The sequence below is a fragment of the Rhodoglobus sp. GW821-FHT12B09 genome (assembly GCF_058809925.1).
Genome location: NZ_JBXATB010000008.1, coordinates 121992 through 147974, shown reverse-complemented (window position 1 = coordinate 147974; position 25983 = coordinate 121992). Strand labels below are relative to the sequence as shown.

At 69.0% G+C, this 25983-nt stretch carries 21 protein-coding genes; 1 reads left to right on the top strand and 20 read right to left on the bottom strand.

What is annotated here, in order from left to right; all coding sequences use genetic code 11:
• Window positions 1-14 precede the first annotated feature (14 nt).
• Window positions 15-1532 carry a histidine ammonia-lyase gene (gene hutH, locus AC1RTC_RS14550; protein WP_493156902.1) on the bottom strand — a complete coding sequence of 506 codons (1518 nt, stop codon included), beginning with the start codon at window positions 1530-1532 and terminating at the stop codon, window positions 15-17.
• Window positions 1533-1585: 53 nt separating this feature from the next.
• On the opposite strand from hutH, the gene AC1RTC_RS14545 reads away from it, so the two are divergent.
• On the top strand, window positions 1586-2353 hold the full coding sequence (locus AC1RTC_RS14545; RefSeq protein WP_493156900.1) for an IclR family transcriptional regulator: 768 nt from the start codon (window positions 1586-1588) through the stop codon (window positions 2351-2353).
• Window positions 2354-2356: 3 nt separating this feature from the next.
• Here AC1RTC_RS14545 and AC1RTC_RS14540 read toward each other — a convergent pair whose 3' ends face one another.
• From AC1RTC_RS14540 to AC1RTC_RS14450, 19 genes are all read right to left on the bottom strand, one after another.
• A complete protein-coding gene (locus AC1RTC_RS14540; protein WP_493156898.1) occupies window positions 2357-2848 on the bottom strand; it encodes a hypothetical protein in 492 nt (163 codons plus the stop codon).
• Window positions 2839-3129, bottom strand: coding sequence for a WXG100 family type VII secretion target (locus AC1RTC_RS14535; RefSeq protein WP_493156896.1), 291 nt, complete (start codon window positions 3127-3129; stop codon window positions 2839-2841). Before AC1RTC_RS14535 ends, AC1RTC_RS14540 begins: the two co-directional genes overlap by 10 nt.
• Entirely contained in the window at window positions 3126-3563 is a 438-nt protein-coding gene (locus AC1RTC_RS14530) for a hypothetical protein (RefSeq protein WP_493156894.1), read from the bottom strand. Before AC1RTC_RS14530 ends, AC1RTC_RS14535 begins: the two co-directional genes overlap by 4 nt.
• 2 nt (window positions 3564-3565) lie before the next feature.
• On the bottom strand, window positions 3566-4777 hold the full coding sequence (locus tag AC1RTC_RS14525) for a hypothetical protein (protein ID WP_493156892.1): 1212 nt from the start codon (window positions 4775-4777) through the stop codon (window positions 3566-3568).
• Between the two features lie 31 nt (window positions 4778-4808).
• Entirely contained in the window at window positions 4809-12452 is a 7644-nt protein-coding gene (locus tag AC1RTC_RS14520) for a zinc-dependent metalloprotease family protein (RefSeq protein WP_493156890.1), read from the bottom strand.
• An 84-nt stretch (window positions 12453-12536) separates the two neighbouring features.
• On the bottom strand, window positions 12537-12872 hold the full coding sequence (locus AC1RTC_RS14515; RefSeq protein ID WP_493156888.1) for a hypothetical protein: 336 nt from the start codon (window positions 12870-12872) through the stop codon (window positions 12537-12539).
• 78 nt (window positions 12873-12950) lie between these two features.
• Window positions 12951-14144 (bottom strand): elongation factor Tu, encoded by a 1194-nt coding sequence (gene tuf / locus AC1RTC_RS14510; protein ID WP_493156886.1) that lies wholly within the window; start codon window positions 14142-14144, stop codon window positions 12951-12953.
• 101 nt (window positions 14145-14245) lie between these two features.
• Complete coding sequence (gene fusA / locus AC1RTC_RS14505; protein WP_493156884.1) at window positions 14246-16363, bottom strand: elongation factor G; 2118 nt, start codon at window positions 16361-16363, stop codon at window positions 14246-14248.
• Window positions 16364-16485: 122 nt separating this feature from the next.
• Entirely contained in the window at window positions 16486-16956 is a 471-nt protein-coding gene (gene rpsG, locus AC1RTC_RS14500; protein WP_493156882.1) for a 30S ribosomal protein S7, read from the bottom strand.
• Window positions 16956-17330, bottom strand: coding sequence for a 30S ribosomal protein S12 (gene rpsL / locus AC1RTC_RS14495; RefSeq protein ID WP_493156880.1), 375 nt, complete (start codon window positions 17328-17330; stop codon window positions 16956-16958). Before rpsL ends, rpsG begins: the two co-directional genes overlap by 1 nt.
• Before the next feature lie 200 nt (window positions 17331-17530).
• Complete coding sequence (locus AC1RTC_RS14490; RefSeq protein WP_493156878.1) at window positions 17531-17950, bottom strand: DUF6121 family protein; 420 nt, start codon at window positions 17948-17950, stop codon at window positions 17531-17533.
• The gene (locus AC1RTC_RS14485; protein ID WP_493156876.1) at window positions 17913-18683 is read right to left on the bottom strand and encodes a hypothetical protein; all 771 of its coding nucleotides are present in this window, start codon (window positions 18681-18683) and stop codon (window positions 17913-17915) included. The genes AC1RTC_RS14490 and AC1RTC_RS14485 overlap by 38 nt, the downstream gene beginning before the upstream one ends.
• A gap of 77 nt (window positions 18684-18760) precedes the next feature.
• Complete coding sequence (locus AC1RTC_RS14480) at window positions 18761-19441, bottom strand: hypothetical protein (RefSeq protein ID WP_493156875.1); 681 nt, start codon at window positions 19439-19441, stop codon at window positions 18761-18763.
• Window positions 19438-20187, bottom strand: a complete 750-nt coding sequence (locus AC1RTC_RS14475) for a hypothetical protein (protein ID WP_493156873.1) — start codon at window positions 20185-20187, stop codon at window positions 19438-19440. The genes AC1RTC_RS14480 and AC1RTC_RS14475 overlap by 4 nt, the downstream gene beginning before the upstream one ends.
• Window positions 20184-21230 (bottom strand): type IV pilus assembly protein PilM, encoded by a 1047-nt coding sequence (gene pilM, locus AC1RTC_RS14470; protein WP_493156871.1) that lies wholly within the window; start codon window positions 21228-21230, stop codon window positions 20184-20186. Before pilM ends, AC1RTC_RS14475 begins: the two co-directional genes overlap by 4 nt.
• 28 nt (window positions 21231-21258) lie before the next feature.
• Window positions 21259-22107 (bottom strand): prepilin peptidase, encoded by an 849-nt coding sequence (locus tag AC1RTC_RS14465; RefSeq protein ID WP_493156869.1) that lies wholly within the window; start codon window positions 22105-22107, stop codon window positions 21259-21261.
• Window positions 22104-23867 (bottom strand): pilus assembly PilX family protein, encoded by a 1764-nt coding sequence (locus AC1RTC_RS14460; protein WP_493156867.1) that lies wholly within the window; start codon window positions 23865-23867, stop codon window positions 22104-22106. Before AC1RTC_RS14460 ends, AC1RTC_RS14465 begins: the two co-directional genes overlap by 4 nt.
• Window positions 23867-24544 carry a PulJ/GspJ family protein gene (locus tag AC1RTC_RS14455; protein WP_493156865.1) on the bottom strand — a complete coding sequence of 226 codons (678 nt, stop codon included), beginning with the start codon at window positions 24542-24544 and terminating at the stop codon, window positions 23867-23869. Before AC1RTC_RS14455 ends, AC1RTC_RS14460 begins: the two co-directional genes overlap by 1 nt.
• Window positions 24541-25905, bottom strand: a complete 1365-nt coding sequence (locus AC1RTC_RS14450; protein WP_493156863.1) for a type IV pilus modification PilV family protein — start codon at window positions 25903-25905, stop codon at window positions 24541-24543. The genes AC1RTC_RS14455 and AC1RTC_RS14450 overlap by 4 nt, the downstream gene beginning before the upstream one ends.
• Between the last annotated feature and the right edge of the window lie 78 nt (window positions 25906-25983).

Below are 25983 nucleotides of genomic sequence, written 5' to 3'. Positions count from 1 at the left end.
TTTCGATACAGGCGCTAGAGCGCCTTACTCAACCCGCTTGATTCCAATAGTTCGCCGTTCAATACCAATTGCACGGCGGCCTCGATGTCCGGGGCGAGGTACCGGTCGGGGCCGGCCCCCGGCACCTCTCGCCGCAGCCGCTCGATCACGCGAGCGCTGACCGGCGCGGGCGCCTTGCCGCGCATCTCGATGCCGCGCGCCGCCGTCATGAGCTCGATCGCGAGCACCCGCTGCAGCCCGTCGATGCTGCGCCGAAGCTTGCGCGCGGCGCTCCAGCCCATCGAGACGTGGTCCTCCTGCATGGCGCTGGTCGGGATCGAGTCCACGGAGGCGGGCGCCGCGAGCCGCTTCAGCTCGCTCACGATCGCCGCCTGGGTGTACTGCGCGATCATGTGGCCGGAGTCCACACCGGGGTCGTGCGCGAGGAACGCGTTGAGCCCGCCGTTGCGCGACTTGTCGAGGAACCGGTCCGTGCGGCGCTCGCTCATGCTCGCCACGTCCGCGACCGCGATCGCGAGGAAGTCCAGCACGTAGCCGACGGGCGCCCCGTGGAAGTTGCCGTTCGACTCCACGCGGCCGTCGAGCGTCACGACGGGGTTGTCGATCGCGCTCGCGAGCTCGCGCTCGGCGACGGTGCGCGCGTGGGAGACGGTGTCGCGCGCCGCCCCGTGCACCTGCGGGGCGCAGCGCAGCGAGTACGCGTCCTGCACGCGCGTGAATCCGGATGCCGCGTGGGAGGCGATCGCGCCGGAGCCCTCCAGCACCGCGCGCATGTTGGCCGCCGACACCGCCTGGCCCGGGTGCGGACGCAGCGCCTGGAGGTCCTCCGCGAAGACCCTGTCCGTGCCGGCGAGGCCCTCCACGCTCATGGCGGCGGCGAGGTCGGCGGTCGTCAGGAGTTCGTCGAGGTCGGCGAGGGCGAGCGACAGCATGCCGAGCATCCCGTCGGTGCCGTTGATGAGGGCGAGGCCCTCCTTCTCCTGCAGCACGACCGGCTCGGCCACGACCTCGGAGGCGTCGACGAGCCTGCCGTCGACGCGGACCGTCCCCTCGCCCATGATCGCCAGCGCGCAGTGCGCGAGCGGCGCGAGGTCGCCCGAGCAGCCCAGGCTGCCGTACTCCCCGATCACCGGCGTGATGCCGGCGTTGAGCAGGTCGGCGTAGGCCTGTGCGACGAGCGGGCGCACGCCGGTCCGACCGGTCGCGAGGGTCGAGAGCCGCAGGAGCATCGTCGCGCGGACCACCTCGCGCTCCACCTCCGGCCCGGAGCTCGCGGCGTGGCTGCGCACGAGCGAGCGCTGCAGCTGCTGGCGCTGCTCGATCGGGATGTGCTTGGTCGCGAGCGCGCCGAACCCGGTCGAGACGCCGTAGTGCGGCCGCGGATCCTCGGCGAGCGCGTCGATGACGGCACGGGATGCCCCCATCGCCTCGATCGCGTCGGCACCGAGTTCGACCCGCTCGCCCCCGCGGGCGACGGCCACGACGTCGGCGACGGACAGGGGACCCACGTGGATCGTGATCATGGCACTCATGCAACACCCGCGGGCGCGCGCCGACGAGGGCCCTCGGCGATAACCTGTCTGGTATGTCAGACATGCCCGCGGCGCGCAGTGCGCTGGGCGTGCTTCGGCTCCTCGCCGCGCGCAGTGGGCCGGTGCCGGCGTCGACGATCGCTCGGGAGCTGGGCATCCCGCGCTCGTCGGTCTACCAGCTGCTCGCGGTGATGCTCGACGAGGGCTTCGTGGTGCACTACCCCGAGGACCACGCGTACGGGCTCTCGTCGCTCGTCTCCGAGATCGGCACCTCGGCGCTGCAGTCGGAGCGGCTCGCCCGCCTCGCCAAGCCGATGCTCGACCGGCTCGTCGCCTCGCTCGGGCTCCCGGTCGTCGCGCACCTCGCGGTGCTCAGCGGGGCCGACGTCGTCTACGCCGCGCGGGTGCAGGGCTTCCGCGCGCCCACTACCGTGTCCGCGATCGGTGTGCGGCTCCCCGCCCACCTCACCGCCACCGGGCGGGCGATGCTCGCGCTGCTGCCCGCCGGACAGGTTCGCGCGGTGTTCCCGACCCGAGCGGCCCTCATCCGCCGGTCGGAGGCGGGGCCGTCGTCGCTCGCGGAGCTCGACACCCTTCTCGCGGCGACCCGGGAACGGGGCTGGGCCGTCGAGGAGGGCGACGTGACGGCCGAGTACGGGTCGGTCGGGGCCTCCGCGGTCGACCGCAACGGCTACCCCGTCGCCGCGATTGGCCTGACGTTCCGCCGTGTTGCGACGGATGCCGCGGGCTGGGAGTCCCTCGGCGAGTCTGCCCGTCGCACCGCTGACGCGCTCACCGCGCGGCTGACCGGCCGGGCCTAGCCGCTAGGCGGTGACCCAGCGCCCGTTCGCCGAGAGGAACCCGCTCGCGCGGAACGTGGCTGGGTTGCCCAGCGACGACTCGGGCAGGTCGTAGGACGAGATCGGCTCGCCGGCGTCGACGAGCACTCCGGCAGCCTCGAACGCGGCGCGGGTGCGCTCGATCGCGGCGCGGACGGCATCGGCGACCTGCATCCCTGAGACATGGGCGAAGGTGATCGTGGTGCGGGAGTCGGCGGTCGCGCAGTCGACGACCGTCCAGCCGCGCTTCCCGATGCGGCCGGGCAGCAGGCCCACGCCGAGGCCGCCGAGCAACGCGCTGCCGAGCGAGCCGTACTCGAAGATCACCGGCACGGCACCGGGCGCCGAGCGCTGCGTGAACTTCCCGTCGATGAGCGAGCCCACCGCGGTGGCGAGCGCCGAGTCTGCTGGGCCGGTGACGACGAGCTGCCGCGCGGGAAGGATGCGGACGAGCCGGGCCTCGGCCATCAGGGCCACCGCGCGGCGTTGGTCTTCTCGGCCTGGCGGAAACCGGTGTTCGCCTTGCTCAGGGCCGTGGACGCCGCGCCGAGGAGGGCGTTGAGCTCGCGCATCCCCTTCGCCAGATTGGTGTGCGCGCGGTCGTACGCGTCGCTCGCCTCGCCGGTCCACTGGCCGCGCAGCACCGAGGCCTTGCCGTCAAGGGCGGCGAGGGCCTTCTCGATGCGGGTGCGCGACTCGGCCAGCCTCGTCACCGCCGCCTCCAGCCCGTCGAACTCCACTTTCAGGTCGTCGCTCACAACTGCTCCTCGCTGATCCTGCGCTGCAGCTGGGCCATGCGGGCCTCGAACTCGGCCTGCATGCGCTGCACCTCCTCGATGGGCGTCTCCTCCGGGTCGAGCTCGGCCTCGCGGTCGAGCTCCTTGGACACCTCGGTGATGGTCGTGCGCGCCGTGGCGAGCAGGGCGCGCGCCTCCGGGGAGTCGTCGCGGCCCGTGAAGACGTCCGCGAGGGTCGTCTCCTTCAGGTCGATGCGCTGCTGGACCTTCTGCCAGTCTGCACCGAGCTCGCCCGCCCGCGCAGCCTTGGCGCGCTTCTCCTCGGCCTCCGCGTCGCTCGCGGCGTACTCGCGCTGGGCAGCCTGGAAGGAGGCGACCGTGTCGGAAATGGTGGAGAGGGATGCCTCGAGGCGCGCGCGGAGCCGCTCGAAGTCGGCCTCGGTGGGGCCGGCCACGATCAGAGCACCGCCCGGACCGCGGTCTTGGAGAAGTACTCGACCAGGTCCTCCACGACGAAGGCCACCTCGACCAGCTTCTCCTTGGACTCGATGAAGTCGTAGATCGCGTCCATGATCATGTTGACGATCGTGTAGATCGCCTTCACGAGGGTGAAGATCCTCGAGATGATGACGGCGACGGTCGCGGCGGCCGCGATCCAGCCCACGACCGGGATCGCGCCCTCCGCCATCGCGCTGAGCAGGAGGGTGACGATGATGCCGAGGCTCGAGAGGATCGCCGTGGCACCGAGCTGGGCGACCATGCTCACCTTCTCCATCAGGCCCGAGACGTAGTCGCACGCGACGCTCAGCCCGACGAGCGCCGCGCCCATCGCGGCCATGGCGGCGCGGAACATGTCCGCCGCCTCTCCCTCCCACGAGCCCGTCTGCTCCGGGAGGCCGGTGAAGTTCTCGCCCATCTCGAAGGCGGCGCGGCCGAGGTGGCCCCAGCCGATCGAGGACTCGTCGATCGCCTCCCAGTTGCCGGTGATCGGCTTCATGATGACGTCCTCGAGCAGGCTGAAGTGGAAGAGCTGCTCGAAGATCCAGTCCACCCCGCCCAGGAGGGGGCCCGCCGACCAGCGGAGGTTCTCCATCTCGGAGTTGCCCGCCTGGGGCTTCACGAGGTACGACGACGGGTTGTTCCGCTCGACGACGCCGGGGCCGGATCCCGTCCAGCCGCTGACCCGGCCGACCACGCGGCCGAAGGAGTCGCGGACGAAGCCGCCGGTCTCGGAGCCCTCCTCCGCTGCCTGCTGGAAGATGTTGCCCTCGGGGCTGCCGTAGCCCGGGTCGGCCGAGGTCTGTGCGGGGCCGAGGGTGGGGAGGTGGGACCGCGGGTCCGAGTACGGGGTCGCCGAGCCGCCGAGCTGCACCATGAGCTGGTTGAACGCGTCGTGCGCTGCCTCGTCGGCAGCGGCGTACTCCTTGATGGTGTCTCCCACGGCGTCCGCGCTCGCCCTCGCGAGGGCGCCGGTTGCCCGGAACACCTGCTGCCCCGCGGCGACCGAGAGCACCGTCAGCGGGTACAGGGCGAGGAGCAGCTGCCCCATGTCGCCGGGCTTCAGTTCGCACTCCGCCTTCACGTAGTCGTACATGCCCTTGGCATGCACCTGGTCCTGCCGCTCGAGCAACTGCTGGGCGAGGGAGAGCTGACCGTAGTCGACCTTCATGGGGAATCCTCCGCTTCGGTTCCCCTCGATTCTAGGGCAGAGCTATGACCGCGCCAGCGCTCACCGTGGAGACGGGCAGGTAGCCCGGCGCCTTCGCCGTCACGCGCAGCGTCAGGGTCTTGCCCGCGTTCGCCGCGACGACGGTATAGGTCGGGCCGATTCCCGCAGCGCCGGTCACCGCGACACCGTTGAGGTACCACTGGTAGGCGAGGTTCCCGGATGCCGGCGACCAGGGGCTGCCGTCCTTCGTGAAGTCCGGGAGGGCGGAGAACCCGACGACGTCACCGACGATCGGTGCGGTGACGCCGAGCTCTACGGCACCGGTGGCCCCGATCGTGTACTGGCCCGGGTCGCTGGTCAGGCTCGCCGAGGTGAAGCCGGCCTTGCTCACGGTGATCTTCACCGAGATCGAGGCACCCAGATCGGCCGTGGGCGAGAGCGTGTACGACGCGGCAGTCGCGCCCGTGATGGCCACTCCTCCCCGGTACCACTGGTACGCCAGCGTGACGCCCGGCTCGGTAACGCTGCCGTCGGGCAGCGCGGCCGTGAGCACCGAGGGCCACGAGCCGGTGATGACCGGCACGGCGAGCGAGCCGCCGAGCTGGCCGCTCACGACCGTCGACGTCGGCAAGGAGGTGGTCGTGAGCGAGAGGTACCCCGCCTGGGTCGCGACGACCCGCAGCGTGAGCGCCTTGCCCAGGTCGGCGACGACGGGCGTGTAGCTCGACGCGGTAGCCCCCGCAATCGCGACGCCGGCCCGCAGCCACTGGTATGTGAGGGCCGGGTCCAGGGGGTCACCGGTGCTGGAGGTGTAGCCGGGCGCGACGAGCGACAGCGCACTGCCGACCCCGGGCGCATTGGTGGTGAGCAGCGGGTGAGGGTCCGCCGTCATCGAGTAGTTGACGGCCGGCGACTCGAGGTACGCGCTCGCGAGGTTGAGTTTGTTGACCGAGACCCTGACCTTGAAGCTCTTGTTCGAGTCCGCCGCGGCGATCGTGTACGTCGCCGCGGTCGCGCCCGCGATGGCCACGCCGTCGCGGTACCACTGGTAGCTCAGCGTTGTGCCGGTCGTGGTCACACTTCCAGGGGCCAGTGCGGCCGTGAGGACTCGCGCGGCGCTCAGGGTGACGACGGGGGTGCCGGGCGCCACGACCTGGCCGAGCTCGATCGCCGCCGTCGGGCCAGACGTCAGGATGCTCGGCACAAGCCCGGGCACCGATGCGGTGACCCGCACCTTGAGGGCTGTGTGGAAGTCCGCGGCCACGGTGCGGTACGTCGACGCGGTCGCGCCGGCGATGGCGACGGCCCCGCGGAACCACTGGTAGGTGAGCACCGGGTTGAGCGGGTCGCCGGCAGCAGTCGCATACGACGGGATGCCCGCGCTGAGCACCTCGTCGACCTTCGTAGCACCCGAGATCGTGACGGGGTCCGCAGTCTTCACCGAATAGTCGACGTGCTCCGAGTCGTCCAGCAGGAGCGGAGTAGGCACGTTCGGCATGCTCGCGGTCACGCGCACGAAGATCGTCGTCCCGTAGTCCGCGGCGGTGAGGGTGTACGTCGCCTTCGTCGCACCGGCGACCGCCACGCCGTTTCGGAACCACTGGTACCCCAGCACCGCGCCCGGCGTCTGCACGGCGCCGCCCGGGACGGTCGCCGTGAGCACCCCGGCGGGGCTCGCCGAGACCGTTGGCACGAAGGTGGGATTGCCCTGCACAGAACCGCCCTTCCCCACGGCGGACGTCTGGGCCGTCGTCGACACGAACGGGATGAGGCCAGGTACGACGGCCGTCACCCGCACCGAGAGCTTCGTGTCGAAGTCGGCGCCCTGGGCGTAGTACTCGTATGCCGTTGCACCTGCGATGGCAACGCCGTTGCGCAGCCACTGGTAGCTGAGCGTGGGCGTCACCGGGTCGCCGAGGTACGTGAAGTCGAGGTTGTGCGCGTAGGTGAGCTTCTCGGTGACCGTCACGGCGGTCTTGTTGAGCTCGGCCGGGGCGTTTGCGGCGACGAGGGTGTAGTCGACCGGGTCGGACGCGAAGGTTGCCGACAGGGGGATCACGTTGGCCTTGCTGGCGGTGATCTTCACGAACACGGTCTTGCCCGCGTCCGCGGCGGTCAGCGCGAAGGTCGCTTTAGTCGCACCTGCAATCGCCGCGCCGTTGCGGAACCACTGGTAGGCAAGCGTGACGGCAGGTGCAGTAACGGCGCCAGCCGGCAGTGTGGCGGTGAGCACCGCGGCGGGACTCGCGACTACGTTCGGCTTTATCTCCGGGTCCTCACCGAGCACTCCCTTGCCGACCGCGGCCGTTGGGATGAGCGTGGTGAACACGCTCGCGACGTGCGCCGGCGAGGTAGCCGTGACACGCACGGTGAACTTGTAGGTCAGATCGGCCGACGCGATGACGTAGGTCGACGCGGTTGCACCCGCGACTACCGCGCCGTTGCGCAGCCACTGATAGGTCAAGGTCGGGTCGACGGTGCCCTCGTTGTAGGTGGTCGTCGTGACCGCCAGCGTCTCGCCGACGTTGGCCGTGCCGGTGACGGCCACGTCCGCGTCAGGGCGCACGGAGTAGTCGACCGGGAGCGGGACCGCCAGTGGCTTCGCTGCCGGGTTCATATTGAGCTTGTTGGCCGTGACCCTGACGGTCACCGTGGCCTTCGAGTCGGCGGCGGCGAGCTGGTACGTGGCCTTGGTCGCTCCGGCGATCAGCGTCGAGCCGTTGCGCACCCACTGGTAGCTGAGCGTCGCGCCGGGGGTGTCGATGACTCCTGCCGGGACGGTTGCCGCGAGTAGTCCGGTGGGACTGACCGTGACATCCGGCGCACCGAATGTTCCCAGCCACGCACCCTTGGCGACCGCCACCGCGGACGTCGCGGTGGAGACGTTCGTGATGGCGCCCGGAACGACGGCCGTTACCCGCACGGACAGCTTGAGGCCGAAGTCGGCGGGCACCGGGGTGTATTCGGAGCTCGTGGCGCCCGCGATGGCGACCGTGCCGCGCAGCCACTGGTACGTCAGGGTGGGGCTGACCGGCGACCCGAATGCCTGGTACGTGGGCGCGATCGCAGTGAGAGGCAGGTCGACCTGTGCCGTTCCAGAGATCGTCGGAGCCGTACCGACCACGGAGTAGTTCACCAAGTCGGACGGCAGGAGCGGCGCAGAGACGTAGTTGAGCTTCGTGATCGTGATGCGCACCGAGACGGAGGCTCCGTAGTCGGCGGTCGTGAGCTGGTAGGTCGCCTTGGTCGCGCCCGCGATCGCCGCGGCGTTGCGGTACCACTGGTAGGTGGGCACGGTCGCCGGGGTGGTGATGGTGCCCGCCGGGATGGTGATCGAGAGCAGTCCGCTCGAGCTGGCACTCACGGTCGGCTTACCGAGGGTGCCCTCGATGGTGCCCTTCGCGAGCACCGGGGTTGCGGCAGTGGTCACGACGCGCGACACGTAGCCCGGCTCCGACGCGGTGATGCGCACGGTGAGCTTGGTGTTGTAGTCGGCGCTGCCGGTCAGGTAGGAGAAGTTCGTGGCACCGGCGATGGCGACGCCGTTGCGCATCCACTGGTAGGCGATCGTCGTCGGGTTGAGCGCGCCGTCCTTGGTCGTGTAGGCGATCGGTCCGACTGCTACCTCTGCCCCGGCGGTCCAGGGCCCGGTCGAGCTCGTGATCGTGGGTGCGGCGCCCTGGATCGAGTAGTCGACGGGGACCGAGCTCTTCACGATGGTCGTGTAGGTGGCCTTGCTCGTGGTCACGCGCACCCACACGGTCTGGGCGAAGTCGGCGGCGGTCAGCGTGTAGGTGCTCTTCGTCGCGCCGGCGACCGCGAGGGTTCCGCGGTACCACTGGTACGTGACGGTGAGCGGCGCGGGGCCGGTGATGCCGGTTCCCATCGCAGTGAGGGTCGCAGGGCCGGTGACGGCGACCGTCACGGCGTCCTGGTCGTTCCAGCCTTCGAGGGTGTTGGTGCCGACGGGAAGCGTGGCGGCGCTCGTCGCGATCGAGGGCAGGACGCCGTCAACGGATGCGGTCACCCGCACCGTGAGCGCCTTGCCGAGGTCGGCCGCCACCGGGGTGTAGACCGCCGCCGTGCCGAGCGGCGCGGGGATCGCGACGCCGCCGCGGTACCACTGGTAGGCCTCGACGACGCTTCCGCCGACCTCGACCGCGTAGGTGCGGTCGACCACGGTGAGAGGCGCGCCTAGGGCGAGCTCGCCCGTGATGACCGGGATCGCCGAGGACGGCATGACCGAGTAGTTGACCGGCACCGAGGGCAGGACGACGGTCGTGTAGTTGAGCTTCGTCACTGTCACCTTGACCGAGACCAGCGCGGCGTAGTCCGCGGCGGTGAGGGTGTAGGTCGAGGCGGTGGCACCGGCGATCGCCGCCGAGCCCCGGAACCACTGGTACGCGTACGCGACGCCCGCGGTCGAGACCGAGCCCGCCGGGAGCACGGCGGTGAGCTTCTTCGTGGCGGTGTCCCTCGAGACCGTGGGCACGTCGAACGTGCCCGCGAGCACGCCCTTCGCGATCGCGGGAGTCGCGACCGACGTGACGGTGAGGCCGAGGTATCCGGTGACCTTCGAGGTCACGCGGAAGGTGATGAGGGTGTTGTAGTCGGCACTGGCGAGTTCGTACGTGGTGCCGGTGGCACCCGCGATCGCGACGCCGTTGCGGTACCACTGCCACGACTGGACGGGGGCGACCCCGCCCGCGGAGTTGTAGTACGTGACGAAGCCCGCGCCGAGGGTCTCCCCCACGGCGGGCGTGCCGTCGGAGTCGATGGTCAGTGCACCCGGGTCGGCGTACACCGAGTAGTCGGCGGGCACGGAGGTCAGGATGCGCGTGGCGAAGTTCAGCTTGGTGACGGTGACGCGCACCGACAGGTCGAAGCTGTAGTCGGCGGCGACGGGACGGTAGACGGCGGCAGTGGCGCCGGCGATCGCCGTGGCATCCCGGAACCACTGGTAGGCGTAAGCGACGCCCGGCTCGGTGATGCTGCCCGAGGGGAGGGTGGCGGCGAGGGTCCAGACGCCGCCGGGGTTGCCGTCGTGCGTCTTGACCATGGTGGGGAGCGCACCGCTGCCGGCGATGGAACCCGCGGCGATCGCCGCCGTCGGGGCGGAGACGGCGGTGTGCTGCACGTAGCCGGGGGCGTGCGCGATGACGCGCACGGAGAGCTTGGTGTTGAAGTCGGCCGAGACGGGCGTGTAGTTCACGGACGTCGCACCGGAGATGACCGCCCCGTTGCGCAGCCACTGGTAGTCGAAGCTGGTGGGCGTCACGGTGCCGCCGAGGGCTTGGTACGTGATTCCGTTGACGGCCGAGAGCTGGATGCCGACGGCCGGCGAGCCGGAGATGGTGATGGACCCGCTGGCGATCGTCAGGGAGTAGTTGCTGGCCGCCGAGTACCTCGTCGTGCTCTCGTAGCCGGGAACTGTGGCGACCACGCGCAGGCGGATGAACTGGTTGACGTCCGCGGCCCCCGGCGCATACCCCGCCGCTGTGGCCCCGCTGATCGCGGTCGTCGCGGTGGTCGCGCTGCCGCCCCGGAACCACTGGTAGGAGAACGTCGTGCTCGCGGGCCACGAGGAGGTCACAGCCTGGAGCTGGCTGCCGCTGTTGTCGATCGAGACGGCGCCGGGCTGGTCCTTCTGGTAGATGCCCTTGACGATGGGGCCGTAGCTGGTGCCGTCGAAAGGATCGGACTCGGTCGCCGAGACGGCACCCGTGCTGGACCCAGTCACGGACACCCCCAGGCCCTTGTTCAGGTCGGCCGGGGCGATCGTGTAGCTCGCCTGGGTGGCTCCGCTGATCGGCACGCCGTTGCGGTACCACTGGAAGGAGTACGTCTCTGCCGACCACAGCGTGCCGAGCATCGCCGTCCAGGTATCGCCCACGCGGTAGCGGGCGTCCTGTGTGACGGTCGGCACGATGGAGACGAAGTCGGTGCGGACCACCTGCGACGTGGGGCTGCTGCCCAGCGGCGGGCGGGTGACGCGCACGGTCGCGGTGTTGCCGCTGATCGAGACCACCTCGACCTTGACCTGCGAGCTCGGGCTGACGCTCGACCCCTCCGCGTAGAAGGTCTCGCCGGCGGTGTAGTTGATCCGGTAGTTGCCCGAGACCACGCGGCCGAGGAGGTAGGAGTCATCCCCGGGGAACGAGACGAACTCGTAGTCGTCCTGGAAGCGCTGGACGCGCACGCCCGGCGCGGCGGCCACGCAGGAGTTCGCACCGCAGCCCGCGCTCGCGTAGGGGGCGTCCTCGTCGGTGTAGTTGCGGAACTCGACGAAGAAGCGGTCTCCGTCGTACGGATCCTCGATGACGACCGAGCGGAGGCCCGAGTTGGTGCTCACCGCGTTCAGGACGTAGTCGGTGGTACCGACCGGGGCGTTCTCGTAGGCCGAGGTCGGCCAGATGCTGGCGCGGATCGCCTGCGAGCTCGACAGCGCGCCGCCGGAACGGCCGCTCTGGCTGTAGCCCATCACGTCGGTGAGGTCGCCGTAGGGGCGCAGTGTGCAGCCCTGCATCGGAATTCCCGCGTAGTTCGGGCTGCTGCCGGAGCACTGGGCCCAGCTCGCGTGCCCGAGGGAGAGGTTGTGGCCGAGCTCGTGGGAGAGGATTCCCTGCGCCATCGGGGTGTCGGTGCCGATGACCCAGGATGCACCGCCCTCGTTGGCGCTCCAGCCGATGGTGCCGAGGCCGAGCGAGCCGCCGCAGTTGGTGGTGCTCGAGAAGAACAGGACGAGGTGCACGTTGCGCGCTGCCGCGTATCCGAGCTGGGATGCCGCCACGGAGGCCGCCTGGTTCCAGAGGGCCGTGGAGCCCGCGTCCGTCGCGCAGCTGTTCGCGCTGGGGTACCAGGCGGTCGTGCCTGCCAGATGGAACGACACCGTTCCGCCGGACTGCTGCGACCAGTATGCGCTGGTGCCCGCCAGGGCGGCGGTGACCTTGGCCTCGGTCTGGTCGGCGCCCCTCGCCGCACTGCTCGGAGAGACGAGAACCGCGTAGACCTCGTGCACCGCGGAGGTGTTCGGCGTCTGGTTGACGTTGGGCGTGCTGCGGGCGGAGACCCGGCCGGGCAGTACCGAGGTCGCCACGACCGGAGCGGTGCCGGTGCTGTAAGTCGAGAGCTGCTGGAAGGCGGTTGCCTCGTCTGTGGAGAGCACGAGGCCGGCGGGCACGGCGAACCGAACAGTCGCGGACCCGGCCGCGATGCCCGAGGGCAGCTGGCTCACGTCCACACGCAGGAATCCGGATCCCGGCACGGTGAAGACGACAGTGCCGTCGTCAGCGGGGCCGGCATCCGGCTCGTCGCCGAGGAGGCGGTCCTCGCTGGAGTAGCGCGTGAACGTGCCGGTGAGGCTGACGGTCGTGGGCGCGGCTGCCGACGGGGTCGGAGACGGCGTGGGGGTCTCCGACGGCTCGGCTGTCGGCTCCGCGCTCGGCTCCGCCGTGGGCTCCGCAGTCGGCTCCGACGTGGGATCAGCGGTCGGGTCGGCAGTGGGCTCCGCAGTCGGGTCGGCTGTCGGCCCCGCTGTCGGCTCGGCAGTCGGAGAAGATGTCGGCTCGCCCGTCGGCTCGTCCGCGAACGCGGGTACTACGGGAAGTGCGCCGCCGACCACGATGGCGATGGCAGCGACGGCAGCGAGCAAGCGCGCGCGGAGGCCCAGGGACATGACGAACCTCTCGGCGAAAGTGACAGTGAGTCGATTATGCACAACCTGAGAGGAACCTGACACCCCCCATTGGCGGCTGGTTGGCTAATAAAGGAAGTCGAGCACCGTCAGAGGGTCGCCGGTGCGCGACCCGTAGTCCGAGAGCACCGCCACGATTCCCGCGAGGTCGGCGGGCAGCTCCACCCCGTCGGGCACCGCCGCGATCACACCGCGCGCGCCCAGCGGCGGCCGTTCGGCGAGGTCGAGCGCGAGCATCCCCTCGCCAGTATCGAGAACCCAACTGCGATCGGCGCCGGATGCCGCGGCAGCCCGGATCGTGCCCTCGAGTTCCACCTGCCCCTGCGAGGTGCCGTCGCCCGGCGTCGCGCACGCCGCGAGCACGAGCACCGTGGCGGTGAGCAGCAGGATGGCACGGCGCATGCGGTCACTCTAGCGCCGCGGTTAAACGGCAACAGGGCCGGACCCGAAGGCCCGACCCTGTTGCTGTGTGTCTTAGGACTACTTGAGAACCTTGACGACCTTGCCTGCACCAACGGTGCGGCCACCCTCGCGGATGGCGAAGCCGAGGCCCTCCTCCATGGCGATGGGCTGGATCAGCTCAACCGTCATCTCGGTGGTGTCGCCGGGCATGACCATCTCGGTGCCCTCGGGCAGCGTGATGACGCCGGTGACGTCGGTGGTGCGGAAGTAGAACTGCGGACGGTAGTTCGCGTAGAACGGGTTGTGACGCCCACCCTCATCCTTGGACAGGATGTACGCGGTGCCCTCGAACTGGGTGTGCGGCGTGACCGAACCCGGCTTGACGACGACCTGGCCGCGCTCGACATCCTCGCGCTTGGTGCCGCGGAGCAGCAGACCACAGTTCTCGCCGGCCCAGGCCTCGTCGAGCTGCTTGTGGAACATCTCGATACCCGTGACCGTCGTCTTCTGCGTGGGACGGATGCCCACGATCTCGACGTCGGAGTTGATCGCGAGGGTACCGCGCTCGGCGCGGCCCGTCACGACGGTTCCACGGCCCGTGATGGTGAAGACGTCCTCGATGGGCATGAGGAACGGCTTGTCCTTGTCGCGCACCGGGTCCGGCACGGACGCGTCAACGGCGTCCATGAGGTCGAGGATGGACTGGGTCCACTTCTCGTCGCCCTCGAGAGCCTTGAGGCCCGAGACGCGCACGACGGGAGCGTTGTCGCCGTCGAAGCCCTGGCTGGCGAGCAGCTCGCGGACCTCGAGCTCGACGAGCTCCAGGATCTCCTCGTCGTCGACCATGTCGGACTTGTTGAGCGCGACCATGAGGTACGGCACGCCGACCTGCTTGGCGAGCAGCACGTGCTCACGGGTCTGCGCCATGGGACCGTCGGTCGCGGCGACCACGAGGATCGCGCCGTCCATCTGAGCGGCACCGGTGATCATGTTCTTGATGTAGTCGGCGTGGCCGGGTGCATCGACGTGAGCGTAGTGACGCTTGGGCGTCTCGTACTCGACGTGCGAGATGTTGATCGTGATACCGCGCTGGCGCTCCTCGGGAGCGGAGTCGATGGACGCGAAGTCGCGCTGGACGTTGGTCGCCGACGGGAACTTGTCAGCAAGCACCTTCGAGATGGCGGCCGTCAGCGTGGTCTTGCCGTGGTCGACGTGCCCGATGGTACCGATGTTTACGTGCGGCTTGGTCCGCTCGAACTTGGCCTTAGCCACTGTGGGTCCTCCTCAGGACTCGGTTGCTCGGCATCCGGATGGATTCCGGATGCTTAAGCGAATTGGGTTGTTTGTATGTTACTCGGTGCGAAGAACCGAAGTTATTCGCCCTTGTTCTTCTGGATGATCTCGTCAGCCACCGCGCGGGGAACTTCCGAGTAGCTGTCGAAGGTCATCGAGTACACGGCACGGCCCGAGGTCTTCGACCTCAGGTCGCCGACGTAGCCGAACATCTCCGACAGCGGCACCTTGGCGGTGACGACCTTGACTCCGGTCGCATCCTCCATGGACTGGATCTGCCCGCGACGCGAGTTCAGGTCGCCGATGACGTCGCCCATGTACTCCTCGGGCGTGCGCACCTCGACAGCCATGAGCGGCTCGAGCAGGACGGGGTCAGCCTTGCGGGCCGCCTCTTTGAACGCCATGGAGCCGGCGATCTTGAACGCCATTTCCGAGGAGTCCACGTCGTGGGCGGCACCGTCGAGGATGATTCCCTTGACGCCGACCATGGGGTAGCCGGCGAGAACGCCGACCGCCATCGAAGCCTGGAAACCAGCGTCGATGGAACCGATGTACTCGCGCGGGATGCGCCCACCGGTGACCTTGTTCTCGAACTCGTAGATCGTGTCCGGGGTGACCTCGAGGGGCTCGAGCGAGATCTGCACCTTTGCGAACTGGCCGGAACCACCGGTCTGCTTCTTGTGGGTGTAGTCGTGCTTGTCCACAATGCGGCGGATCGTCTCGCGGTACGCGACCTGGGGCTTGCCCACGTTGGCCTCGACGTTGAACTCGCGCTTCATGCGGTCGACCAGGATGTCGAGGTGGAGCTCGCCCATGCCCTTGATGACGGTCTGGCCAGTGTCCTGGTTCTGCTCCGTGCGGAAGGTCGGGTCCTCCTCAGCGAGCTTCTGGATAGCGATACCCAGCTTCTCCTGGTCGGCCTTGGTCTTCGGCTCGATGGCGACCTCGATCACGGGCTCCGGGAACGTCATCGACTCGAGAACAACCTGGTTGTTCGGGTCGGAGAGCGTGTCGCCCGTCGTCGTGTCCTTGAGGCCGATGACCGCGTAGATGTGGCCGGCGGTCACGGTGTCGACCGGGTTCTCCTTGTTGGCGTGCATCTGGAAGATCTTCCCGATGCGCTCCTTCTTGCCCTTGGTCGAGTTCATGAGCTGCGCGCCGGAGTCGGCCTGGCCGGAGTAGACGCGGATGTAGGTGAGGCGGCCGAAGAACGGGTGCACTGCGACCTTGAACGCGAGCGCGGCGAACGGCTCGGTCGAGACCGGGTGGCGCTCGACGATCTTCTCCTCGTCGCGCACGTCGTGGCCCTCGGTGGCGGGCACGTCGAGCGGGCTCGGCAGGTAGTCCACGACCGCGTCGAGCATCGGCTGCACGCCGCGGTTCTTGAACGCCGAGCCGCACAGCACCGGGTAGATCTGGCTGGAGACGGTCAGCTTGCGGATCGCCTTCTTGATCTCGGCCACGGTGAAGTCGGCGTCGCCGTCGAGGTAGCGCTCGAGCAGCTCGTCGTCAGCCTCGGCGACGGTCTCGATGAGAGCGGCGCGGTACTCGTTCGCCTTCTCGACGAGGTCGGCGGGGATCTCCTCGATGGCGTACTTGGCGCCCATCTCGACGTCACCCTTCGAGTCGCCGCGCCACGTGAGCGCGCGCATCTCGACGAGGTCGACAACACCCTCGAAGGTGTTCTCGAAGCCGATCGGGAGCTGGATGACCAGCGGCTTGGCGCCGAGGCGCTTGATGATGGTGTCGACGGTGAAGTAGAAGTCCGCGCCGAGCTTGTCCATCTTGTTGACGAAGCAGATGCGGGGGACGTCGTACTTGTCGGCCTGGCGCCAGACGGTCTCGGACTGGGGCTCAACGCCCTCCTTGCCGTCGAACACCGCGACCGCGCCGTCGAGCACGCGGAGCGAGCGCTCCACCTCGACGGTGAAGTCGACGTGGCCGGGGGTGTCGATGATGTTGATCTGGTGCTTGTCCCAGAAGCAGGTGGTGGCAGCAGACGTGATCGTGATGCCGCGCTCCTGCTCCTGCGCCATCCAGTCCATCGTGGCGGCGCCGTCGTGCACCTCACCGATCTTGTGGGTGATGCCCGTGTAGAACAGGATGCGCTCGGTGGTGGTGGTCTTGCCAGCATCGATGTGCGCCATGATGCCGATGTTGCGGACCTTGTTCAGGTCGGTGAGCACGTCTTGTGCCACGGGGTTCCTCCGGGAAAGTTGTGGGGGTGAACGCTGGGGTGGCTGGTTGAGCGGCGCCCGGGCGCGTATCGAAACCGGGTTTCGATACGGCGGCGGGCGGCCTGCTCAACCAGCCGAAGCTGTTACCAGCGGTAGTGCGCGAAGGCCTTGTTCGACTCGGCCATCTTGTGGGTGTCCTCACGGCGCTTGACCGCGGCGCCGAGGCCGTTCGATGCGTCGAGGATCTCGTTGGTGAGGCGCTCGGTCATCGTCTTCTCGCGACGGCCCTTGGCGTAGCTGGTCAGCCAGCGCAGCGCGAGGGTGTTGGCGCGGTGCGACTTGACCTCGACCGGCACCTGGTACGTCGAGCCGCCGACGCGGCGCGACTTGACCTCGATGGTCGGGCGCACGTTGTCGAGCGCCTTCTTGAGGGTGACGACTGCATCCTGGCCGTTCTTGGCCGAAACGCCCTCGAGTGCACCGTAGACGATGCGCTCAGCGAGGCCCTTCTTGCCGTCGAGCAGGATCTTGTTGACGAGCTGGCTCACGATCGGAGCTCCGTAGACCGGGTCCGCAACTACGGGACGCTTCGGTGCTGGTCCTTTACGAGGCATTACTTCTTGTCCATCTTCGCTCCGTAGCGGCTGCGCGCTTGCTTACGGTTCTTGACCGCCTGGGTGTCGAGGGCGCCGCGCACGATCTTGTAGCGCACGCCGGGGAGGTCCTTCACACGACCGCCGCGCACGAGCACCATCGAGTGCTCCTGCAGGTTGTGGCCCTCACCGGGGATGTAGGCCGTGACCTCGGTGCCGTTGGAGAGCTTGACGCGGGCGACCTTGCGGAGAGCCGAGTTCGGCTTCTTCGGGGTGGTCGTGTAGACGCGGGTGCACACGCCGCGCTGCTGGGGGTTGGACTTCAGGGCGGGAGCCTTGGTCTTGACGACCTTGCTCTGGCGGCCCTTCCGCACCAACTGCTGAATGGTAGGCACTAAGAAAACTCCTTGTTCTTGGGACGAGTCCCGGTTGCTGCACGGTGACAGCGGTTGATGGTTCACATCCAGACCCACTGATTTCCTGACGGAAGATATGTGTGGGTATGCCGTGGGGGTCGCTCGACGAGCGAACCCGCAGTTGAGGTACGACAAAGCGCGCACAACCTCCCCAAGAATAGTCGGCGCCGGATGCCCGGTCAAATGGTTCGCCGTGGGCGCAACGCCCACGACACGAGCACGACGAGCCCTGACAGCACCGCGGCGCCGGGGATGAAGGGGCCGATGAGGAAGTGCGGCACCGCGACGGGGCCGTAGCCGATGAGCGCGACGAGCAGCATCGCCGCCAGGGACAGCAAGAGTGCGAGCACCGTCCACGGCCACGGCGAACGCGAGCGGCGCACCCGCACGAGCGCAACCCAGGTCACGACCCCGGCGGCCGCGGCCATCGCGGGGCCGAGCAGCGGGCCGGCATCCGGGTAGTCGACGACCTCTCGGTCGAGGAGCAGGCTCAGGATGCCCCACAGCGCGACGACGGCCGCGATGTACACGACCGCCGCCAGCACCGGCGGCAGCGCGGGGCTAGCCGGCGGTGGGAGCTGCGCCGGCCGCTCGCTCATGCTCAGCCCTCGTGGTGGCGAGCTCGCGCTCGTAGGCCTCGCGGTTCTCGATGTTGCGGGCGCGCAGGCGGCGGCCGCGGCGGCTGATGAGCGCCCCGGTCCAGAGCGCGACCTCGCGGGCCAGGAGGGCGGCGACGATGAAGAACGGGGCGCGGAGGGCGTCCGAGAAGCGGAGGGCCGCGGCATCCGGAGTCTCACTGATGATGCCGGTGCCGAGCAGCGTGAGCCCGATCGAGCCGAAGTAGACCACGATGCCCACGAGCAGGCTGCCGATGATGTAGACCCACCAGTTGGCGCGGTTCACGATGAGGACGAGCAGCACGAAGCCGATCACGAAGAACAGGACCGGGATGAAGAACTCCGCCCGGGCCAGGAAGGAGAACGTGAAGATGCCCGAGTTGGCGTACGCGATGAGGGCGTAGACGAGGGCCAGCAGCCCCGTGAAGACGACTGCCGAGAGCAGGGCTACCAGCGACCCGATGCCGCGGTTGCCGAGCTTCTTGGGCGCGGGAGGCACCTGGACGTACACGACGCGGTGGCCGGGCTCGGCCGCGGGCACCTCCGCCGCTGCGGGATCGGCCGTCGCGACGACGGGCTCGCTCTCGGAGGCGGCCGCCTGCTCGACCACGATCGGGGTCGCCGTCTCGGTCTCGTCGACGACTACCGCGTCCTCGATGATCTCGTCCTTCTTGGGCTTCGGCGTGGCCGTGGCCGCTGCGCTGTCGTCGCTCATGACTCTCCTCGTGTCCGCCGAAGTGGCGGGGACAGTCTACTGAGCGACGGCGCGCAAGCGGAGGGGGTTGCGGTGGGCTACTGGCCCGGCTTGAGAACGTAGATGAGCCCCGTGACCTTGGCGGCCACGACGTTCTCGGAACCGCTGTCGGCGTCCTTCGCGCTCAGGATGCCCGTCACGAGGAACAGGCGCTTCCCCGTCTGCAGCCCGTTGACGAAGTTGAGCACCGAGCTGTACGGGCCGTGCACGCCGATGGTGACCTCGATGCCGACGAAGTTGTCGGGAGTGATCAGCGGATTCGTCACGACGGTGTAGCCCGTCGCCGGAACCGGCGGGGCGGGCGCTCCGGTCGCAGCGGGGTCGGGCGCGGCGTTCGGGTCGACCGCGGGGGCGGCGGCCGAGGCGGGCACCGTGTACGCGGCCGGCTCGGCGACCGTGAAGCCGGTGACCGTTACGCCGGCGGATGCGGCGAGCGCATCGAGCCCGTTGATGAACGGCGAGGTGTCGGCCGAGCCGGGAATGGAGTCCTGCAGCCCGGCGTACTCCTTCTCGAGCTCCGGGAGCTTCGCGTTGTCGGCCTCGAGCTGGGCGATCTCGGCCTGGCTCGATGCGTTCTGCGCATCGACGGTGAAGCGCTCGGCGTCAGCAGCCTCGGCGGCGGCCACGAGCGGCTGCGCGCCGAGGAACCAGCCGGCGACCAGCACGACGAGCATGAGGGTGACCGAGCCGATCACCCAGAGGCGGTTGCTCTGTGTCATTTCCCCTCCTCCGGGGCGAATCGCTGCGAGAACGCATCCGAGTTGATGTGCATGGTGATGTTCACCAGGTAGGTGCCGTCCTCCTTGATGGAGACGGAGCCGGGGACGGCATCGGTGAACCCGACCAGCGTGGCGAGTCCGTCGAGCCAGGTCGGGATGGACGGGATCGTCGGGCTCGTCGCCGTGAACGTCACAGTCGCAACGCGGCTGCCCGCGAGCGGCACGGTGGACTGCACGTAGTCGGCGAACGGCGAGGCCGAGTCGATAGTCACGGTGTCGATGGTGACGCCGCTCGGCAGGGTCGCCTGGAGCTTGACGAGGTAGTCCTTCCAGTTGATCTCGGTCGAGGCGCCCACTGTCTGCGCGGCCTGGGTCAGCTCGATGCCGGCCTGCGCCTGACGGAGGTCGGCGTACTGCGCCTGCTGAGCGAGGAGGGACTGGCTGGTGAGCCGCGACGCGTCGAGCGCGGCCTGCGACTGCATGGCGAGGTACCCTGCGCCGGCAACTCCGGCGCCGGTCAGGGCGAGGACCGCGACGATACCGAGGCCGAGACGACGGCGGACGGTGCGGGCCTTGTGGAAGTCGTTGACCTCGGCGGGCAGGAGCGACACGCGCGGCTCGCCGCCGAGCGCCTTGACCGTCGAGGCTGCGGACTTCTCTGAGATCGCGGAGCGGCCGATCCGGCGCGCGGGTCCGGCGGATCCGCGGTCCGCCCGGCTGGGGGCGACCAGTGCGTGGCTGCTCATGATGCCTTCCTCAGAGTGAGCCCGAGCGCGACAGCCATGGACGGCAGCACGGCCGGGAGGGCCAGGACGTCGATGCCGCGCGCGAGGGCGAAGCGGTCGGTGGGATCCCCGAGCTCGACCTGCAGGCGGGTCTGCTCCTCGAGCGCCGCCGGTAGGCCTCGGAGGCGGGAGCCGCCGCCGCTCAGGACGAGCCCGTTGATGTTCTCGGCCGGCCGGGTGTTGCGGTAGAAGGCGAGGGTGTTCCGGATGCTCCCCAGGAGGTCCTCCGTGACGCGGATCACCGTCTCGGCAGCCGCGAAGCTCTCGGGCGGGTACGACTCGCGCACGAGCCCGTAGCCGCTCTTGACGCTCTCGGCAGCTGCGCGGTCCATGCCGAGGCCGGAGAGCGCGGTCGTGACCTCCTCGCCGCCCGACGGGATGATGCGCACGAACTGCGGCACGCCGTCGGTGGTGACCACGAGGCAGCTCGTGGTCGCGCCGACGTGCACTAGGGCGACTGTCCCGGCGGTGGGCCGCTGGGTCATGAGCGCCCGGGTGAGGGCGAAGGGGACGAGGTCGACATCGATCGGGTTGAGGCCGGCCTGCTGGACGGTCCGGACGTTCGACAGGACGGCGGCCTTGGCGGCGGCGACGAGGAGGCCGTGGATCACGGGACCCGTGTCGGAGACGCCCTCGGAGATCGGGTAGAAGTCGAGCACGGCATCCGCGACCGGAATCGGCAGCAGCTCCTGCACCTGGAAGGGCAGGGTCTCCTTGATACGGTCGAGCGGCACTTTGGGCACCGACAGGTCGCGGGTGAGTACGCGCTGACTGCCGACGCCGAGGACGACGTCGCGCGTCTTGAACTTGGCCACGTTCCAGAGCTGCTTGAGCGCCCGCACGAGCACGTCGGCCTCGATGACCTCGCCCTCGCGGGTGGCCTCCGCCGGGAACGTCACCTCGTGATACCGCAGGAGTCGCGGCTTCGCCGTCTCCCCGTGCGAGACCTCGGCGGCACGGAGTACTCCGTGGCCGATGTCCAGACCTACAACGCTTGCGGCCATGAGGCCCCCCTCTCAGTGCTGCCGAGCATCAGATCCCCATCCACGACAGATATGCGCTCGCGAGCGGTTCGCCCGCGAAGATTCCCAGCCAGGCGCCCGCGAACATCCAGGGGCCGAAGGGGATGCCGCTGCCCCTGCCCGCCCGGCGGGCGAGGATGAGCACGACACCGAAGATCCCGCCGAGCACGAACGCCCCCATGGCGCCGACGGCGAGCGCGCCCCAGCCGATGCTCCCGAGGAAGAGGCCGAGCACGCCGGCGAGCTTCACGTCGCCCATGCCCATGCCGCCCGGCTTGATGATGGCGAGCACGAAGTACAGGACGACGAGGATGCCCGCTCCGGCGGCCGCGCGGGCCAGCTGTACGAGGTCTCCCCCGAGCAGGGCAGCGGCAGCCAGCAGCACCGCGCCCACGATGTACGACGGGAGCACGATCGCGTTCGGCAGCCGGTGCACGTCGATGTCGATCGCCGTCAGCGCGACGCTGATCGCGGCGAAGTAGAGGAATGCAACGAGGGTCAGCACCCCGGAGACCGCCGCGGTCCAGGTCGTCGCGGACAGCACGTCGGGCAGGAAGCGCAGAGCGATGGCGACGAACGCCACCCCGGTGATCGCCTCGACCACGAGATAGCGGGGCGAGATGGGCGTCGCGCACTGGCGGCACTTCCCGCGCAGCACGAGCCAGGAGAGGATCGGCACGTTGTCCCGTGCCGAGATCTCGTGGCCGCAGTTCGGGCACGCGGATGCGGGCGTGATGACGGAGAGGCCGAGCGGCACACGGTACGCCACGACGTTGAGGAAGGAGCCGATCGCCAGGCCGAGGGCCGCGATGACGACCGCGACCACGGAGCCGAGGCCCGCGAACTCGAGGGCGGTCACGGTGTGGCTCCCGTGTACGTGAACGCCGTCGGAACTCCGGCGAACTGGGTTACCCCGTAGGCGCTGGAGACCGGGGAGAGGAACTTGGGCGGAGCCATGTAGGCGAACCGGGAGTCGTACTGGTAGTCCTTGATGTAGCCGACGGAGCCGAGCGCGACGGTTCCACGGTACTTCTGGGCTATCGATCCGCGCACCGTGAGTGTGCCGCGGGCCGTGCTTCCCTGGTCGTAGTTCTGCACCTGGAAGGTATGGGCGACCGAGAGGATAGCTGCCTCGATGGTGCGACCGCTGTCGGTAAGAAGGGGGCGCACGTTGCCGTTCGTGCTCTTCATGGGGTTCCACACCCACACGGCGCCGTTGCCCACGAGGCCCAGGATGTCCTTGGCGTCGTCGTTGTACGTGAGGTCGCCCGTCACGTAGATGTAGTTCTCTGCCGCGATCGTGTTGGCGCCCTTGAATACGCCCTTGACGAAGACATCGCCGTTCTTGCAGCCGTAGGCGGGGTTGCCGGAGGAGGAGCCGTCCGGCGTGATCTCGTTGACCGCCGGGAACTGGGTGCTCCCGAACGTCCAGTCGCGGTTGCCGTTCACGCACGTGAAGTTGGCGGGCGTGGCGGACGAGTAGTTGGGATCGGTCGCAACGAGCGGCACGTTCTGCACGTAGATGACGTTCGCAGCCAGGACGTCGATGGTGGCGCCCGCCGTCGAGCCGAGGCCGCCGGCGGCGATCCCGGGCACACCGCACTTGGCGGGGTTGGAGCTCGGCACCCCGGAGGTCTCGGAGACGTTCGTCTTGAGGGTCCACGGCGACTTCACGTTCATCTTGCCGTCGGCGGTGTAGGTGATGACCGTGGGGCCCGTGTAGAGGCATCCGGGGATCGGCACCTGGCTCGCGCCCAGGTCGTTGCGGGTCTCCTTCTTGATCTCTACGTTCGTCGGCGGCATCGTGATCGTCGGTGTGACGTACGGGCCCGTGCCCACGCGCCAGGTGGCGTTCGAGCATCCGCTGGGCTTGATGTAGACCGGGGTCTTCGGGTTCGCCGTGGTGACCTTGCCCTCGAAGTCCGAGCCGCAGATCGTGAGCGTGTCGTTCGAGTGCACGGGGCCCTCGAACGTGTCGTTGTCGCCGAACTGGATGGTCGTGCAGGTCGAGGGGCGGCTCTGCCAGATGTGCAGGTCGGCGCACTGTGTCTTGCCGGTCAGCTGCGGGTCCTGCACCTCGAAGTCGGTGAAGTAGAGGAAGTCGATGAACCCCGACTGCTTGAGGTCCGCGACGATCGAGCGGGTCACCTCGCCGACGCGGCCGGTGACCCGGATGCGGATGCTTCCGTTCTCCGCGTAGTGCGAGTTGTCCACCTCGTAGCGGTAGCTCGCTGTCGGCGTGCTGTTGGGGACTGTGGCCCAGGTCCCCGTGGTGCCGAGGCCGAACGCCGGGTTCGCCGCGGCCCCCGTGGGCAGGGTGACCGAGCTCGAGCTGATCGGCGGCTTGCTGAACAGCGCGGCCGGGTTGCCGTAGGTGTAGTAGGAGTTGTCGGTAGCCAGACGGCTCTGGTACTCCTCGACGCCGGCGTAGGCCGCGTCCATGGCGCCGTTGAAGTCCTGGTCGGTGTTCGTCTTCTTGAGGCCGTTGATGGCGACGCTGAGCCCGGTCGCGACCAGCACGAGCATCACCATGCCGACGCCGATGACGACGAGCAGGGCGACGCCGCGATCGCGGTCGCCCTCGCGGCGCGGGCGGAGGCGGGCGGAGAGGGCGCGCATCAGGGCTTGTCCGTTCTGCTGATCTTGAGGTTCGGCATCCCGATGGTGTTGACCACGATGATCGGGTCGTTGCCCGCCGACGGGAGGTTCGTGATCCGGATCGAGACGCGGATCGAGCCCACGAGCTTGCGCTGCGCGAGAGTGAGTCCGGAACCGGGGGTGATGACCGCGCCCGCCGAATCGAGGTAGGTGAAGAACGGGTCGCCGCCGGTGAGGTCCATCGGGCCGCCCAGAGTGCGGGAGTCCACGGCGCCCGAGAATGCCCAGTAGCCGTTGGAGTCGGTGCCGGTGATGCGGTCCTCGATGAGGTAGCCGCTGGAGTCGAAGCGGAACGTGACCTTCGTCGGCGCGGGAGCAGCGGGTGCGGCATCCACGAACGAGTAGAGGGTCAGTGCAGTGGCGGTCGCGCTCACGAGTGCGGGGTCGGGATCGATGCTCGTGGCCACGGCGTTCGTCGTCGCGGTGCGGATGACCTCGACCAGCTCGTCCATGGTGTTGCCGGCGATACTGCTGCGCTGAGTGGTCGCGTTCGCCACGGAGGTGATCTTGGCGACGTTGATGAACATCGCCGCGATCATCGCGAGGACCATGCTGGTGATCAGCATCGAGACCATCAGTTCGACGATGGTCATTCCCGAGTCCCTGTCGCGCACGGCGCGCTCCACGCGGGCCCTCATCGTGCGAGCCTGGGGTCGAGGGTGAAGACGTTTCCGCCGAGCAGCGCGCCCAGGATCGAGCCCACAATGCCGAGGTTCGAGGTCGAGATCGGTGTCTTCGTGCCGGTCGCCGTCGAGCTGGAGTACAGCGTCCACGAGCCGTACGGAAGCGCGACGGCGACGGTGCCGTTCACGAGCACCTGGCCGAACGTGTAGGTCATCGGCGTTGCACAGCCGGGGTCGGCCGCCGAGGCCGGGGCCGTCGCCGAGACCGCTGTCAGATAGCCGACGCCGGAGGACTTGACGTTGACGACGCCCATCGGGATGCCCATGCCGACCTGCCCCTGGGGGGCCGCCGCCACAGGCGCCGTGCGAACGCCGGCCGCGAGCGCCGTGCCGTTGACGGTGGCCGCGGACCACGCCGCGGGGTCCACGGAGACGCAGCCGGCGCCGCTCTGGCTCGGGGCGATGTACTTGCCCGCGATGCCGGTGTAGCCGGAGGGCACGGGGTGCAGGGCGACCTGCGACTTGCGGCCGCTGTCGACGTACACGCCGTAGGTGCTCACATAGGAGGTGTCGAGGTTCTCGGGCAGCTTCGGCGTAGCACCCGCGACGTTGTTGGCGTAGGTGAGGTTGAACTTGCCCGCGTAGTCGTACTGGAACTGCGACGCGACCGAGCCGCCGGCCGTGACGGTGACGGTCTGGAACGGGTTGGCGACCTGGAGCGTGTCGACCGAGTCGGCGCGGGAGATCGCCACCTTGTACGTGCCGGGGGTGACCTTGAGCGCGAAGCTGCAGCCGTCGGTGTCGGTAGGGTCCGGCGGGGTCGAGAGAGCTGCGCCGGTCGTGGTGGGCGTGACCGTCACGGCCACTCCGGCGGACCCGGTACCCGCGACATTGAGGACCGAGATGCGGATAGTGCCGAGCGCCGGATCGTTGATCCGCGTGTCGGGAGAGATGAGTGTGTCGGAGCGCACGGGCTGCGTGGTGTTCAGCATCCCGTTCCAGGTGACCGTCACGTTGACGCGCTTGGCCTGGAGCGTTCCGGTTCCGGAGCCGCAGGCGACGTCTGCGCCGGACGTCTCGACCCAGGAGGTCGAGCGGGTGATCGTGTACGTCGTGCCGGAGACGACGGTGGTGCTGACGCCGTTGACGATGTCGAACGGGTCTGCCGTAGCGCGGGCGTTGTCGAGCTCGCTAGTGGCCAGGTTCGATGCGACCTGGCGGGACCTGATGTCCTCCGTCATGCGGAGGATGGTGACACTCGAGTAGGCGACGCCGACCGAGATCACCATGAATACCATGAGGGCGACGACGACCTCGATCAGGGACATCCCCTCGTCCGTCGTGTCGAGCGCCAAGCGCTTGCGGATCGTGATCATGGTTCGCCTCCCCCCGAGGTCTGGTGGTGCCTTACATGGAACGGATGGGGCGCTGGAGACCAGCGCCCCATCCGGGTG